A 15,723-nucleotide genomic window follows, 5' to 3' on the forward strand; every position below is an offset into this window, starting at 1 on the left:
CGCGCGAGGAACGCAAGAATGAAGCGAATGCTGATCAATGCCACGCAGGCTGAAGAGCTGCGGGTAGCCATCGTGGATGGCCAGACGCTGTACGACATCGACATCGAACAGCCGTCCAAGGAACAGAAAAAGTCGAACATCTACAAGGGTCGCATCACGCGCCTTGAGCCTTCACTGGAAGCGGCCTTCGTCGAATACGGCGGTGAGCGCCATGGCTTCCTGCCGCTGAAGGAAATCTCCCGCGATTACTTCCAGGCCGGCGTCGACCACAACAAGGCCGGCATCCGCGAGCTGCTGCGTGAGGGCCAGGAAGTCGTGGTCCAGGTGGACAAGGAAGAACGCGGCAACAAGGGCGCTGCCCTGACCACGTTCATCTCGCTGGCCGGCCGCTACATGGTGCTGATGCCGAACTCGCCGAGCGCCGGTGGCGTCTCGCGTCGCATCGAGGGCGAAGACCGCGCCGCGCTGAAGGAAGCGCTGGACAAGCTGAACATCCCCGACGACATGGGCGTGATCATCCGCACCGCCGGCGTCGGCCGCGATGCCGAAGAGCTGCAGTGGGATCTGGATTACCTGCTGCAGGTCTGGAAGTCGATCGCCGAAGCGGCACTGACCAAGCCGGCATCGTTCCTGATCTACCAGGAATCGCGCCTGATCGTGCGCGCCCTGCGTGACTACCTGCGCGCCGATGTCGGCGAGATCCTGGTGGACACCGAAGAGCTGTACGAGACCGCCCAGGAGTTCATGCAGCAGGTGATGCCGCAGACCCTGCGCAAGCTCAAGCATTACAAGGACGACATCCCGCTGTTCAACCGCTTCCAGATCGAATCGCAGATCGAAGGCGCGTATGAACGCAACGTCCGCCTGCCGTCGGGCGGCTCGATCGTGGTCGACCAGACCGAAGCGCTGACCGCCATCGACGTCAACTCCTCGCGCGCCACCAAGGGCAGCGACATCGAGGACACCGCGTTCCAGACCAACCTGGAAGCGGCCGACGAAGTGGCCCGCCAGCTGCGCCTGCGCGATCTGGGCGGCCTGGTGGTCATCGACTTCATCGACATGGCCTCCAACAAGCACCAGCGCGAAGTCGAGAACCGCCTGCAGAACGCGCTCAAGTACGACCGTGCGCGCGTGCAGCTGGGCCGCATCTCGCGCTTCGGCCTGATGGAAATGAGCCGCCAGCGCCTGCGTCCGAGCCTGGGCGAATCCAGCCAGATCGTCTGCCCGCGTTGCGACGGCCATGGCCGCATGCGCAGCGTCGAGTCGCTGTCGCTCTCCATCATCCGCGTGGCTGAAGAGCATGCGATGAAGGAGAACACCGGGCAGGTGCTGGTCCAGGCCCCGGTCGAGATCGCCAACTACCTGCTCAACGAAAAGCGCAGCGCGCTGCGCGAGATCGAACAGCGCCATGACGCGCCGATCGTGATCGTCGCCGATGAGCAGTTGCACACCCCGCATTACGAAGTAACCCGCCTGCGTGAGAACGAGCTGGGCGAAGAAAGCGGCAAGCCGAGCTACCAGCGCGGTACCCCGCGCAAGCTGCCGGTGCACGCGCTGACCAAGGCCCAGCTGAACATCCCGGTCGCCCCGGTGGTGACCCAGGTCAAGCACAGCCAGCCGGCCCCGGTGCGTGACGCCCCGGAACCGGAAGCCGCACCGGCCCCGGTCGCGGCCCCCGTTGCCGCCCCGGCGGCAACCGGCGTGGTGGGTTGGCTAAAGCGCATCTTCGGTGGCGAACCGGCCCCGGCCGCCGCACCGCAGCCGAGCAACCGCTCGGGCCAGGACGGCAACCGCAACGGTCGCAACAAGGATCGCAACGGCAAAGACCGCAACGGCCGCCGCGATGAGCGTGGCGAACGTGGTGGCAACGGCAATGCGCAGGCGCAGGGCCGTGGCAAGGACCGTGGTGAGCGTGGCGAACGTGGCCCGAAGGGCGAGCGCCGTGAGGAGCGCCGCCAGGACACCGCCGCACCGGCCAATGGCAATGCGGCACAGGTGCAGGCACCCGCGCAGGGCAAGCCGCGCAACGAGCAGCAGCCGGCCAAGCCGCGCAATGAACCGCGCAATGACCAGCAGCAGCCGAAGCTGAAGCAGAAGCAGGGCCAGAACGGCCAGGCCAAGCCGCAGCAGAACGACGGCGACAAGCCGGCCATGAGCGAGAAGCCCGCGCGTCAGCCGCAGGCCGATGCACCCAAGCCGACCACCGCCGCACCGGTCGCTGCCGACGCCGCCGTGATCGCTGCGGCTGCCGTGGTCGCCACCGATGGCGCCGCGCCGGCCGCCCACGTCCAGGAAACGGCCAAGGCCGCTCCGGCCGAGGATGCACAGCTGGGCGACACCGACGCCACCGAACAGGGTGACGCGCCGGCCAATGCCGAAGACGGTACCGGCGAAGGCGCTTCGCGTCGTCGTCGTGGCCGTCGCGGTGGCCGTCGTCGTCGTCGTGGCAACGGTGAGCAGGCTGCCGGCAGCGATGGCCTGAATGGTGACGACAACGGTCTGGATGACGAGGGCGACGACCAGGACGGCGATCAGGACGGCGATACCGCCGCCCCGGCCGAGCGCCAGGTCGCCAATAACGGTCAGCCGCAGCCGGAGTTCGAGTTCGACGACGAATCCGGCAACGCGCCGGCCGCTGCCCCCGCACCTGTCCAGGCCCCGCGCCCGGCCCCGGTGGCGGCAGTGGCTGCCGCCGCTCCGGTCGCCGTGGTCAGCAGCCCGGTCGTGACCGCTGGTCATGCCGAGCCGACCCCGGCCCCGGTGGCCGAGAAGGCACCAACCCCGGTCGTCGAGAAGGCCGCTGCGCCGGCCGTCGAGCCGGTCGCTGAGAAGGCCCCGGCCTCCTACAACGACCCGGTGCCGTTCGTGGAAAGCCCGAGGCCGGCTCCGGCGGCTCCGGTTGCTGCTCCGGTGGCTCCGGCTCCGGTCGCTGCTCCGGTGGCTCCGGCCCCGGTCGCTGCTCCGGCAGCTGCTCCGGCAGCTCCGGCTCCGGTAGCTGCTCCGGCGGCGACCGCCCCGGCCCCGGTGGCTGCTCCGGCGGCTCCGGCTCCGGTTGCTGCTCCGGCGGCCCCGGTTGTTGAGGCCGCCCCGCAGGAAGTGAAGGAGCCGACCGTCGCACCGGTGCAGACCAGCATGCTGGATGCCGTCGATGCGACCCAGGCGCCGGCACAGCCGGCAGCCCCGCAAGCCCGCACCGAATCGGCCCCGGCCGGCCCGGTCGTGCACAACGGTCAGTTGTTCGGTTCGGCCGCCAGCGACACCCCGGCGGCGACCAACGCCGCCGAACAGGCCGCGCAGGCCGAAGCGCGCGAGGACATCCCCACCGATGCCCCGCAGGCCGAGGAAGGCGACAAGGCCGACCAGGAAAAGAAAGACACGCTCTGATCCTGAGTGAGTGACGCAACAAACAGACAGCGGCCTTCGGGCCGCTGTCTGCGTTTGGGGGGGGGGATGGCGCATGCAGTGGCGTGCGTCAACCGGTCATGATGGCGGCGCTGAGCGCATCCACGCATGGCGTGGATCTACACGGGCCATCGGATGCATCAAGGGTAGACCCACGCCACGCGTGGATCCTGCACGGAATACGTCAAGGGCAGATCCACGCCATGCGTGGAGGCAGCCGGTCGCGCGCTACGCCATCACCGATGACGCGGCGCGCGCCTCAGGGCGTCGTCGCGCCGGCGTTTCCGGTGGCCGGCGCGAACTGCAGCCGGGTCCACACGCCGTAATGATCCGAGGCCCAGCGGCCATCGGCGTACGGCTGGTCGAACAGGATCTTCGCCTCACGGGCAAGCAGTCGATCCTGCTGGAAGAAAATATGGTCGATGCGCGAGGGCGCGTCGTAGTAGTGCCGGTTGAGCGTGCTGACCTGGGCCAGTTCGTTGTTGACGTGCACGCTGCCGTAGCTGTCGCCGTAGTGATTGCGCAGCTCGCTCAGGTCCCCGGCGTCCACCAGCGCGTTGAAGTCACCCGCCACGACCACCGGCGCGTCGCCTGCGCTCTGCGCGATGAAGGCCAGCAGATCCGCCACCTGTTCTCCACGGATGCGGCTGCCGACCTCGTCCGAACGCTCGTTCAAATGCGTGGCATAAACATTGACCGGGCGACCGTCCACATCGATGCGCAGATGCGCCACGGTCCGGTAGTCGCCCAGCGGCGCCAGCAGATGGTCGTTGCGCGACAGCACCGGCCGCCGGGTCAGCAGGGCATTGCCGTAGCGCTTGAAACGCCCCGGCGGATCGGTCGAGACGAACTGATACTCATAGCCCAGCTTGCGCGCCAACCATGCGGCCTGGTTGCGCACATGGGGCTTCTGGATCACTTCCTGCAGCGCGATCGCATCGGGCTGCAGTGCCTGCAGTTCACGCAGGATCACCTGGCGGCGGGCCGGCCAGTTCTCGCGGTCGTGGTGAAGATTGAAGGTGACCATGGTCATCTCCTGCGCGGGCGCCGCCACGGTGCCCTGCGCCAGTGCCACCAGCGGCGCGGACGCCAGCACGGCGGCCAGTAGGCCGCGCATCATCATCGTCATCTGCCGCATTACGGTGCCTTGCGTTCCGCCCGGCGTACCGACGCCGGAATCTCGATCTCGACCTTGGCCGGCACCTGCATCACACGCAGTTCGCCGCCCACCCATTCCGCCGGCTCACCATTGACGGTGGTGGCGCCAGGCTCGCCGCTGTACGGCCACGGCAGCACCACGCCACCGGCCGGCGGCACCAGGCCGGCCGACACGGTCAGGGTGAGCTGCTTGTCGTTGCGGATCAGCGCGTAGTTGAGCTGCCCGTTCGGTGTGCGCAGGCCCTGCACGCCCACGCCCTTGCCTTCCAGCCAGCGCGACGGCACGCCCGCGGCCAGCACCAGGCTGTCGTCGATGTCGCGGCTGTAGGCGAACATGTCCAATGCCGAACGCACGAAGTCCGAGGCCACCCACGCATGTGGCAGGTCACCCAGGAAGAACGGTTTGCGCGGCGTGCGCGAGACCACTTCGGCCCACTGGTTCCACGGCTGCGGTGCACGGTCCTTGAAGAAGAACTCGGTCGCCTGCCAGGCGCGGTCACGCCAGCCCAGGCGCACGAAGGCGGCCACGTTGCGCCACTCGTACGGGGTGTAGTCCTTCCACTCGCGCTTGCCATCGCGGCGCGCTTCGAACTCGCTCCAGTAGCGCTCGAAGGTGTTGTTCAAGTACGGCTGCGGCAGGCGCCCCTGCTCGCCGGCCGGCGCCAGTGCGATGGTGGTCGAGGTGGCATCGAAATCGCCCAGTTCGGCTGAACCGGGCAGATAGTCGATCTTGTGCTGCGCGGTCGCCGCCAGCAGCGAAGCCTGCAGGTCGTCACGGAACTGATCGCGCGATTCACTGATCTGCAGCGCTTCGGCCTTGCCCAGCGTGCTGGCGATGATCGCCGCGTCCTTGTAGCCACGCAGCGCCCAGAAGTTGTCCCAGTACGAATGCATCGGCTTGGCCGAATACCCTTCGTGACTGATCGAGACCGGCATCATCCCGTAGAAGGCGGGGTTGCGCGCGCGGTTGTCTTCGGTGCGCTCGCTCAGGCGCAGCTGCTCCATGTACTGGTAGGCGCCCTGCACATGCGGCCACATCAGCTCCAGGAAGGTGGAGTCGCCGGTGTAGCGCCAGTACTCGGCGATGTTGAAGATCAACTCGCCGTGGCTGTCGTTCTCCGGCACCGGGTCACTGCCGCGCGAGTCCACGCAGCACGGCACCTTGCCATTGTCGAACTGATAGGGCGCATACCAGTTCACGTACTGGCGCACCGCATCACTGCGGCCCATCCGCAGCAGGCCTTCGGAAATCATCGCGCCATCGCGGATCCAGCTGCGCGAATACGAACGCGTGCCCGGCTGCAGGCTGGGGCCGATGCGCGAAATCAGCATGTGCGCCAACGCGGTGCGCAGCGTATCGGCCAGCGGCTTGCCAGCCGCGGGGACCTGCAGCGTCACCTGGTCCAGTTTGGTCCGCCACATCGAAGCGACCTGCTGCTGCGCCTTGGCCGCATCGAAGGCCTTGGGCATCGCCCAGTTGCCGGTCTGCGGCAGCACGATGGCGACCTCGCGGCTCTGGCCAGGCTCCAGCTTCCAGCGGTACAGCAGCGCACCCGAGGCCAGGCCGGTGCTGTCCTTCACTTCGGTGGTGCCTGGCAGCTTGCCGCTGGCCAGGTGGACCACGTCGAACTTGCTGTCGAACGCGGTGGCGAAGGCCGCGTCCGGTGCCTGTGCCGGGTACAGGCGCGGAGTGCCGTTGACGTCGACATGGGTCGGGTCGAAGGACAGGTTGTCGATCCGGCTGACGCCGCCGACGGTATTGAGGAACTGGGTCGGCGGGTTCACCTGCCATGGGCGCACGGCCAGGGCCAGGGTGTACTCGTGGGCCACCTTGTCCGGGTTGCGCAGGGTGTAACGACCGACCAGCTGCGCGTTGTCCGGCGTGCCCTGCACGAAGCCGGTCACCTGCAGGCCAGCCTTGTCGTGGGTCCAGCCGACGTTGGCGATAGGCAGGTAATCGTCCTGCAGCGCTTGGCTGGTTTTTACGTCGGCCCAGCTCAGCAGTTTGTTGTCGACCAGCACGAACGGTTCGACGCTGAAGCTGGACTTGGCCACTTCCAGCGCACCGTCTTCGCCGATCAAGGCCTGCTCGCGACCGCCATCCAACCCGAGCAGCGTCCAGTACGGCTGCTCGCCGGTGAAGCCACGTGGCACCGAACCGCGTGGCAGGTCGGCACCGACCGAGCGGACGAAATCATTCGGGGTATCGGCGAACTCGAGCGGCTTGAGCGTGATATCGCGGATACCGTAGCGCCAGCTCGGGCCGCCCTTGAGGTCGAAGCGCAGGTACCGCGCTTCCGTATCCGGCAGCGCCAGCCAGTCGCGGCCACCGCCGCCGGCGGTCACCTCGCGCAGCGTGTTCCAGTTGCGCCCATCGGCCGAGGAACGCACCACGTAACGTGTGGCCTCCAGCCCGGGCAGCCATTCGATCACCGCCCCGCCAAACTCGCGCACCTTGTGCAGGTCCAGGCTGATGGTCTGTTCGGCCACACCGCCGCTGATCCAGACCGTGTCCGGCTTGCCATCGACGATGCGGTTCTGCAGCGCGGTGGCGGTATCGGCGATCACCGAGGGGCTCAGCGAAGATGTATCGGCCGGCGGCAGGCCCTGCAGCGTGAGCCGGTCGAAACAGACCGTGCCCTTGCCACCGACCTTGCTGTAGATCGTGAACTCCATCGCAGCGCTGCGCTTGAGCGTCTTGTCCGTCTCCGGGCCCCAGGCCTTGTCGATCTGGCGCTTGCGGTACTGCACCGGCGTCCACGCCTTGGGGAACGCATAGCCGGGGCGATTGACCCACCACACGTTGTCGCCACTGGCATCGATCAGCTTGAACTGCAGATCGTTGGCGGGGGAATCGCCACGCAGCTGGAAGCCGAACTGGTAATTCTCCGGGTACTGGATGCCCAGCTCGCGGCGTATGCCGACATAGCCGGACACGTTGTGGAAGTCGTAATCCACACACAGCGCGCGGCCACCGCCACTGCCGGCCACGCTGCGCAGCGAGCCGCTGACCTGATCGGAGACGACCAGCTTCCACGGGGTCATGTCATCGAAGCTGTCCAGCACCTTGGGTGCGGGCAACACCGGCGTCGCCGGCGGTGCGGCCGAGGCCGCCAGTGACCAGACCAGACCCAGACCCACCGCGACGACGGCATGCTTCACCCTTTGACACTCCCCAGCAACAGACCTTGGATGTAATAACGCTGCAATGCCAGGAACAGCAGCAGCACCGGAACCACCGTGACCACCGCGCCGGCCATCATCATTTCAACGTCCATGATGTGCTCGCGCGAGAGCGTGGCCAGGGCCACCGGGAGAGTGTAGTGCTCCTGGTCGGTCAACACGATCAAGGGCCACATGAAATCGTTCCAGGCCGCCATGAAGGTGAAGATCGACAGGGTCACCAGCACCGGCTTGAGCATCGGCAGCACGATCTGGAAGAAGATCCGCAGCTCCCCTGCCCCGTCGATGCGGGCCGCTTCGAGCAGCTCATCCGGGATCGAACGGGCGTACTGGCGCACCAGGAAGATGCCGAACACGGTGGCCAGCGCCGGCACGATCACGCCACCGAAGTTGTTGACCAGGCCCAGCTGCTTCATCAGCAGGAACAGCGGCAGCATCGCCACCTGCGCCGGGATCACCAGTGCGGCCAGCAGCAGCTGGAAGATGCGCTCGCGGCCGGCGAAGCGCAGCTTGGCGAAGGCGTAGCCGGCCATGGTGTTGAGCAGCAGCGAGCCGAAGGTGATGGCCAGCGACACCATCAGGCTGTTGACGAAGTTGTTGGCCATCCCGGTGCGCGCGAACAACTCATGGTAGTTCGCGGTGGTCAGCGAGGACGGCAGCAGCGGCGGCGGGAAATGCGCCGCCTCGCCGGTCGGCATGAACGACACCGACAGCATCCACAACAGCGGCGCCAGGCTCAGCGCGGCAAGCACCAGCAGGCCACCATTGACCCACCAGGCATGCCAGCGCGATTGACCGATTTCACGACTCATACCAACTGCCTCTTGCGGCCGAAACGCAGCATGACGCTGGTCACGCCCAGGATGATCAGGAACAGCAGGAACGCCACCGCGGAGGCGCGGCCCAGGTTCCACCACTTGAAGCCTTCTTCGAACATGAAATACAGCACGCTGACCGTGCTCTGCAGTGGGTCGCCACGCGTCATCACGTAGGGCTCGGCGAACAGCTGGAAATAACCGGAGACGGTGATCACACCGACCACCAGCAGCACCGGGCCCAGCATCGGCAGGGTGATGTGCAGGAACTGCTTCCAGCGCGAGGCACCGTCGATGCGCGCGGCCTCGTACAGGTCATGCGGGATCGCCTGCAGGCCGGCCAGGAAGATCACCATGTTGTAGCCGAAGTTCTTCCACACCGCGAACAGCATGATGGTCGGCATCGCCCAGTTCGGGTCGCCCAGCCAGTCGATCGGGCTGATGCCCAGATGGCCCAGGCCGTAGTTCACCAGGCCGTAGCTGGTATGGAACAGGTAACGCCAGATCACCGCCACCGCCACCAGGGTGGTCACCACCGGGGCGAACAGCGCGGTACGGAACAACGCCTTGAAGCGGGCGGCCGGCGCGTTGAGCAGGATCGCCGCGCCCAGCGATACCGCGATCGACATCGGCACGCCGACGATCACGAAGTAGGTGGTATTCCACAGCGACTTCCAGAACATCGGGGTCTGCAGCAGATCGATGTAGTTGCCCAGGCCGACGAAACGCAGGTTTTCGCCATCGGCCAGTGCGTACAGATCGAAATCGGTGATGCTCAGCGCCAGCGCCGAGAACACCGGCAGGCCGAAGAACACCGCGATGACCAGGATGGCCGGGCCGGCAAACATCCAACCGGCAAGCGAACGCTGCTTCATGGTGCCGCCTCCGTTGCGACCGCACTGGAGTGCTGCTTGTCGCTTACGCCAGACGAGTCCTGGCGGTGCTGCTCATGCATCCAACGGCGTTTGGCGAGGACCTTGTCCACGCGCTTGTCCAGTTCTTTCACTGCTACGTCCTGATCCATGCCACCACGCACCACCTGTTCGGTGATGATCCGCATTTCCTGCACGATGCGCTCCCACTCCAGCACCTTCGGCGTGGGCTTGACCCGCTCGAGCTGATCGCGGAACGGCTGCGCCAACGGGTCGTTGGCCAGCGAGGGGTATTCCCAGGTGCTGCGCCGTGGCGGCAGGTCACCGATGATCGAATGGAAGCGCTCCTGGATCGCCGGGCGCGACAGGAACTCGATCAGTTTCCACGAGGCTTCCTTCTGCTGCGAAGAACGGAAGATCACCAGGCTGGTACCCCCGGCGATGCCGGCGCCGGGGCCGTCCGGACCCGGCAGCGCAGCGGTGCCCCACTGCCCCTCCAGCGCCTTGGGCTGCAGCTTCTTGAACTCGCGGATGTTCCAGGGGCCGGACACGTAGAACACGTTGAAGCCGCGGAAGAACTCATCCCAGACGTTGGAGATCTGCGTCTCGGACATGCGCGGGGCCCAGCCCTGCGCGAACATGTTTTCGTAGAAGCCCAGCGTCCTGCGGAAGCCGGGGCTGCTGAAGTTGCCACGGGTGTCATCGTCACGCAGCAGCGGATCGGGCTGCTGCAGGGCGAAGGACAGCTGCTGCTCGAACTCGTTGATCGGCATCAGCACCGCATAGCGGTTCGCGCCCTGCATCTTCTTGATCGCCGCCATCATCTCGTTCCACTCGCCCCAGGTACGCGGCGGGTGGTCATAGCCGGCCCTGGCCAGCATGTCCTTGCGGTAATACAGCAGGCGCGTATCGACGTACCACGGCACGCCGACCAGTTCGTCATGGATGACGTTGGTGTCCCAGATGCCCTGGAAGTAGTCGGCCGGGTCCACCACCTTGGACTGTGCCACATAGGGCTGCAGCGGGGTCAGGGTGTTGAGCTCGGCGAACTCGGGAATCCAGGTGTTGCCCAGCTGGCACACATCCGGCAGCCCGTCGGCCGCGAATGCGGTCAACAGTTTTTCATGCGCGGCCGTCCACGGGATGTTCTGGACATCCACATGAATGCCCGGGTTTTCCGCTTCAAACTCGCGGATCAGGCCGGTGACCACTTCGGCCTCGCGGCCCATCGCCCAGAAACGCACGGTGACCCCTTCCGGTTCTTTCCGGCAGGCACTCAACAACAGGCTGCCGACCAGCAGCAGCAACAGACTCAACCCCAGCTTCGGGCGCGACGACGATGGCACTGCTTACTTCCCCTGCTGCTGGTTGCGGTTCGAATTGGAATTGTTCTTCTGTTCCTGGGCGGCCGCCGCGCGCGATTCGGCGATGCCGACCGAGCGGGCCGAGGCCGCCTTTTCATCTTTCTGCAGTTCCATCGGCTGATCCTCGCCTTCCGGAGTCAACCAGCCACCACTGAAGCCGGCACGCTCCAGACCCTTGCGGATATGGGCGTTCTTCTTCATCACATCCCAGACGAAATCGTTCCGGTAGTTGGCGATCATGGTCAGGATCGGGCCTTGGTCGATACCGATGTAATCGCTGGCCACCCAGCCGCGATCCGGCACCAGGCGACCGGTCTTGATCGGGATGTCGTAGTTGAAACTCGGGTTGAACGAATCCAGGAAGCCGTAGCTGGAATAGATGTAATCGCCATAGCGCTTGTGCATCTCCACCGCGGCCGGGATGACTTCTTCCGGCGCGAACACGATCGAGGCGATCGCCGCGGTCGGCGCGATGGTGCCGTCATCGAAGTTCTCGCGCAGGCCGGCGCCGCGCGAAGAGTAATGGCGGAACTGGCGCTGCTCGCCCCGGTATTCCTGGGTGGTGTTCTGCGGACCGTCGCTGGCGGTCAGGCCCCATACGTTCTGGCCGTAATCCTTCCAGTTCATCGGGTTGGCGATCGCGTACTCGCGCTGCGCCAGGGCGGCCGAACGGCTGTTGAGGAAGTAGGTACTGCCCCGCTCGCGCATGTAGGCATCCTGGATGTCGCGGAAGTCCACCCACACATGCGTGTACTGGTGGCCGAACAGCGGGCCGAAGGACAGGTATTCCTGGCCCTGGTAGACGCCCCAGTCGTTGTCGTAGGTACGCGTCCAGACCGTCCAGGCGTCCGGGCTGACCGGGTGGGTGGGCGAGCCGAGCGCGAGGATGTAGACCATCATCGCCTCGTTGTAGCCCATCCAGTCGTGGTCGATGAAGCCGCTTTCCGGGAACCAGCCCATCGAGATCAGCGGCGCGCGCTGCTGCAGCCACGGCCAGTCCACGCGCTTGTACAGCGTATCGGCGATCTCGCGGATCTCTTTTTCGCGCGCGTCGTCACCGTCGTAATAGGACTGCGCGAACAGCACGCCCATCATCAGCAGCGCGGTATCCACGCTGGACAGTTCCACCCAGCTGTCATAGCGGCGGCCTTCCTGCATGTCCAGGAAGTGGTAGTAGAAGCCTTTGTAACCGCCCTTGCCGGTGCGCTGCGGGCCCATCGGCAGGTCGCGGAAGAACTTCAGCGTCAGCAGGGTGCGGTCGATCGCCTGGTTGCGGCTGACCCAGCCGTTCTCGATGCCGATCGGATAGGCGGTCAGCGCATAGCCCACCGAGGCGATGCTGGCGAACGGGCGCGACGGATAACGGTCCGGGCTGAGCCCGTTGACCTCGTTGGTGGTATCCCAGAAGAACTGGAAGGTGCGGCGCTCGATATCGTCGAACAGCGGCGGCAGCTCCGGCTTCATCGGCCGCGGCGGCACGTCCGCCTCGACCAGGATCACGGGCGGCTTGGGCTTGGCCGGCTCCTGCTGGGCCTGCGGCTGGCAGGCAGCGACGGCGAGACTGATCGTCGCGGCGGTCAACAGGTGGCGTGCCTGCATGGGCCAACTCCTTCTACAGTGTTCGTGACTGGGAAGCATAACGTCCAATGACCTGAAATCGTTTACAGAACGCGGCCTAAAAAAACCACGCAGGCGTGGTCCAAAGCCGCGGTCATTGCCCAGGCCGCTGCCACCCTCCGTGGCACCGGCCTGGACAATGGACTGGCCCGAGGGCCAGCCATTGCCATGAAACCGGCCCCGTCCGAAGACGGGGCCGTTGTTGCATCAGAAGCGGAAGCCGACTTCTGCCTTGACCTGACGCGGCGTACCGATGATGTCGCCGGTCTCGTTGTAGCTGGCCTGCAGCTTGCCGTTGGTCTTGACGTAGTTGTAGGTGGAGAAGTTGTCGAAGTTGAACACGTTGATGATGTCGATACGCGCGTACAGCTCGGTATCGCCCGCCATCTTGAACGTCTTCGTCGCCTGCAGATCGACCGAACGGTAGCCGAAGATCTTGCCACCCAGCAGGAACTTGCCATTGGCGTTGGGCACCGCGGCCTGCGGCGTCGGCAGGTCGTAGCCGCTGGCCTGCGGCACGCCGTACCAGTCGTTGACGGCCGTCGGGGTGGCCAGGGTGACCTTGCCGCCGAAGGTGATGCCCCAGAAGCCCGCGTACGAACCGGTGACCACCAGGCGGTGGCGCGGCGCGCCGTTGGAACGGATGGTCGGGTAGTCCTCGATCAGGCCGCGGTCGAACGCGTACTTCTCGTTGATGTCGCGGTTGTGGCGCGCGGTGGTCCAGGTGTAGGCCACCGAGGTGCCCCAGCCGCTTTCCTGGGTGAACGGCTTCTGCGCCGACAGCAGGACCTGGGTCGCACGGGTCTTGATGCCCTGCTGGCCGATGATCAGGCTGCCGAAGCCCGGCACGTTGCAGCTCCAGGCCTGGCTCAGGCCCGGGTCGGTGCCGCCGCACAGGCGCGGGTCATCGAAGAACTGGCCGGTCGGGTAACGGTTGCCCAGGGTGAAGGCGAACCCGTCGTAGCTCAGGGTGCGGGAGATGGTGGCATCGGTCAGCCACTCACCCACCTGGTTGCTCATGCCGAAGCTGAACTGATCCGAGTACGGCACCTTGAGGTTGTTGTTCAGCAGGTCCACTTCCAGACCGGCATTGCTGGTCGAGCCGACCAGGGTCTGCAGGTTGCCGATCCCGTTGAGCAGGTTCGGGTTCCAGTCGTAGCAGGCGGCCTGGCCGTTGATGCAGGTGCCGGTCGACGGGTTGCGGAAGTAGATGGTCGGCTGCGGCAGGGCCAGCTTGGTGGTTTCCAGCTGCAGGTTGTCGAACAGGTCGCGATCGTACGAACGACCGGCACCACCGTGGAACACGTGCTGCTCGTCGGCGTTGAGGTCATACGAGAAGCCCAGGCGCGGCTGCCAGGCATCCTTGAACGCCTTGCGGTTTTTGCCGGTGCTGATGTAATCGCCGATGTTCAGGCCACCCAGCGCCAGCGAATCGGCGTAGGTCTGGCCAGCGGCCGCGCGCGGATCCTGCGAGTAGATCGCGTCGACCACCTGCTGCGGGGTCACGAAGTCCAGGTAGGACGGCGTCTTCTCGTAGTCCCAACGCAGGCCGAGGTTGAGCTGCAGGTGGTCGTTGACCTGCCAGTCGTCCTGGATGAACAGGCCGATCTGCTTGGACTTCGAACGCACTTCGCCCGACACGCCCGACACGCCGGTCACCGGCTTGACGAACTGCGCCTTGTACGGGATGGAATCCGGGAAGTCCGGATCGCCCAGGGTGTAGGTGAAGGTCGGGTTGATCTGCGCAGCATCGGATGCGTACAGGTCGATCTGCTTGTACTTGGCGCCCATCTTGATGGTGTGGTCGCCCGCCCACTGGATGCCATCCAGGGTCAGGTTGTCTTCGATCGACCAGCCCTTCTGGCCCTTCACCTGCGAATCCAGCGCCGATGCGCCACCGATCTTCACCACGGTGCGGTCTTCGGTGCCGTCCGGTGCGGTGTAGGTGATGCCGTTGGCCAGGGTCAGCGGGGTCGGGTTGTTGAACGAATCTTCGTGGGTGACCATCAGTTCGTTGTAGTAACGCTCGCCGCTGTGGTTCCAGCGCAGGGCGTAACGACGGTCGGTGTTGACCACTTCACGGCCGGCTTCCGGCGCGGTCTGGCCGCTGAACTGCGACTGGGTTTCATCGCGGTCCTGGAAGGTCAGCTCGATGCGATCGTTGTCGGTCGGCTCGAAGTCGACCTTGGCGAAGATCAGATCCTGCTGGAACGGCTGGCTGGCCGGGCCGAGGCCGGCGGCGCCTTCCGGCGGCAGCAGGGCGGCAGCTCGGCCGACCGCGCCGTCAGGCGCGATGGTGACCGGCAGGTCGAAGCGCTTGGCTTCATAGGTCACGAAGAAGTGGGCCTTGTCCTGGATGATCGGACCACCCAATGCAAAACCGTATTCCTTCTCGGCCGATGCCTCTTTCGTCTGGCCAGCCTGACGCTCGGCCGGGGTCTTGGCGCGCATGTCTTCGTTGGTGTAACGGTAGAAGGTTTCACCCTTGAACTCGTTGGTGCCGGACTTGGTGGCCGCGGTCACGGCCGCGCTCGACACCTGGCCGTACTCGGCCTTGTAGTTGCCGCTGATGACCTTGTATTCGCCGATCGCCAGCTGCGGGAACGGGTTGCCGGCGCTGCCGGACTGGCCGGCCACGCCGCCGCCCTTGACGTAGCTCTTCTGGCCCACGCCGTCGATGTAGACGTTGGTGCCGTCGGAGTTGGTGGCACCGCCGCGCAGGGAGGTGTTGCCCTTGGCATCACGGGTGAAGATCAGGCCCGGCACCGCGTCGGCGAATTCCAGGAAGTTGCGCGACACCTGCGGGGTGGTCTGGATCTGCTGCAGGCTGACGGTCTTGCCCACTTCGGAGGTACGCACTTCCTGCAGCAGGGTCGGCGCAATGACGTTGACCGTGTCCAGGTTGGTGGCGTTGGCGGTGCTGCCGTTGGCCGGCGCGCCGCTGAAGTTCAGGGTCGCGGTGGAGGCCACAGTGACCGTCACCTTCTGCGTCTGGCCATTGGCCACGACGTCGTAGGTGCCCGGGTCCAGGCCCATCAGCGAGTAGCTGCCATCGGCACGGGTGGTGGCGCGGCGCACGGTGCCGCTGGCCACGTTGGTGGCGGTGACTTCGGTGCCGGCGGCAGCCTCGGCGACCTGGCCGCGCAGCGACGAGGTGGCCGACTGCGCCATCACGCTCGGGGCGGCGCCCAGCATCAGGCAGGTGACCAGCGCGCTGGACAACAGACTGCGTGCGGGCGCGCGGTTGCGGTGATTGGAATACGTCATGTAACTCTCCGGGTGGTGGTGGCCGTCTTTGCGGCCCCTGTCGTT

Annotated in this window: 8 protein-coding genes; 1 reads left to right on the top strand and 7 read right to left on the bottom strand. The window is 65.9% G+C overall.

Going from position 1 to position 15,723, the window contains the following annotated elements; genetic code table 11:
- The first annotated feature begins 18 nt into the window (after positions 1-18).
- Complete coding sequence (locus tag AC06E9_RS00090; protein WP_478055202.1) at positions 19-3,384, top strand: ribonuclease E/G; 3,366 nt, start codon at positions 19-21, stop codon at positions 3,382-3,384.
- A gap of 277 nt (positions 3,385-3,661) precedes the next feature.
- On the opposite strand, the gene AC06E9_RS00095 is transcribed toward AC06E9_RS00090, so the two are convergent.
- The 7 genes from AC06E9_RS00095 to AC06E9_RS00125 form a co-directional block, all read right to left on the bottom strand.
- Positions 3,662-4,519 (bottom strand): endonuclease/exonuclease/phosphatase family protein, encoded by an 858-nt coding sequence (locus AC06E9_RS00095; protein WP_458233634.1) that lies wholly within the window; start codon positions 4,517-4,519, stop codon positions 3,662-3,664.
- Between the two features lie 20 nt (positions 4,520-4,539).
- Positions 4,540-7,722: a discoidin domain-containing protein gene (locus AC06E9_RS00100; protein ID WP_478055203.1), complete on the bottom strand. Its 3,183-nt coding sequence runs from the start codon at positions 7,720-7,722 to the stop codon at positions 4,540-4,542.
- Positions 7,719-8,555: a carbohydrate ABC transporter permease gene (locus AC06E9_RS00105; protein WP_019182882.1), complete on the bottom strand. Its 837-nt coding sequence runs from the start codon at positions 8,553-8,555 to the stop codon at positions 7,719-7,721. The genes AC06E9_RS00100 and AC06E9_RS00105 overlap by 4 nt, the downstream gene beginning before the upstream one ends.
- On the bottom strand, positions 8,552-9,433 hold the full coding sequence (locus AC06E9_RS00110) for a carbohydrate ABC transporter permease (protein ID WP_461770075.1): 882 nt from the start codon (positions 9,431-9,433) through the stop codon (positions 8,552-8,554). The genes AC06E9_RS00105 and AC06E9_RS00110 overlap by 4 nt, the downstream gene beginning before the upstream one ends.
- The gene (locus tag AC06E9_RS00115; RefSeq protein ID WP_478055204.1) at positions 9,430-10,746 is read right to left on the bottom strand and encodes a sugar ABC transporter substrate-binding protein; all 1,317 of its coding nucleotides are present in this window, start codon (positions 10,744-10,746) and stop codon (positions 9,430-9,432) included. The genes AC06E9_RS00110 and AC06E9_RS00115 overlap by 4 nt, the downstream gene beginning before the upstream one ends.
- A 33-nt stretch (positions 10,747-10,779) precedes the next feature.
- Positions 10,780-12,393, bottom strand: a complete 1,614-nt coding sequence (locus AC06E9_RS00120; RefSeq protein WP_121038093.1) for a glucoamylase family protein — start codon at positions 12,391-12,393, stop codon at positions 10,780-10,782.
- A gap of 225 nt (positions 12,394-12,618) precedes the next feature.
- Complete coding sequence (locus tag AC06E9_RS00125; protein WP_478055205.1) at positions 12,619-15,678, bottom strand: TonB-dependent receptor; 3,060 nt, start codon at positions 15,676-15,678, stop codon at positions 12,619-12,621.
- Between the last annotated feature and the right edge of the window lie 45 nt (positions 15,679-15,723).

It is taken from the genome of Stenotrophomonas sp. Steno-Z10-BAI (genome assembly GCF_056393115.1).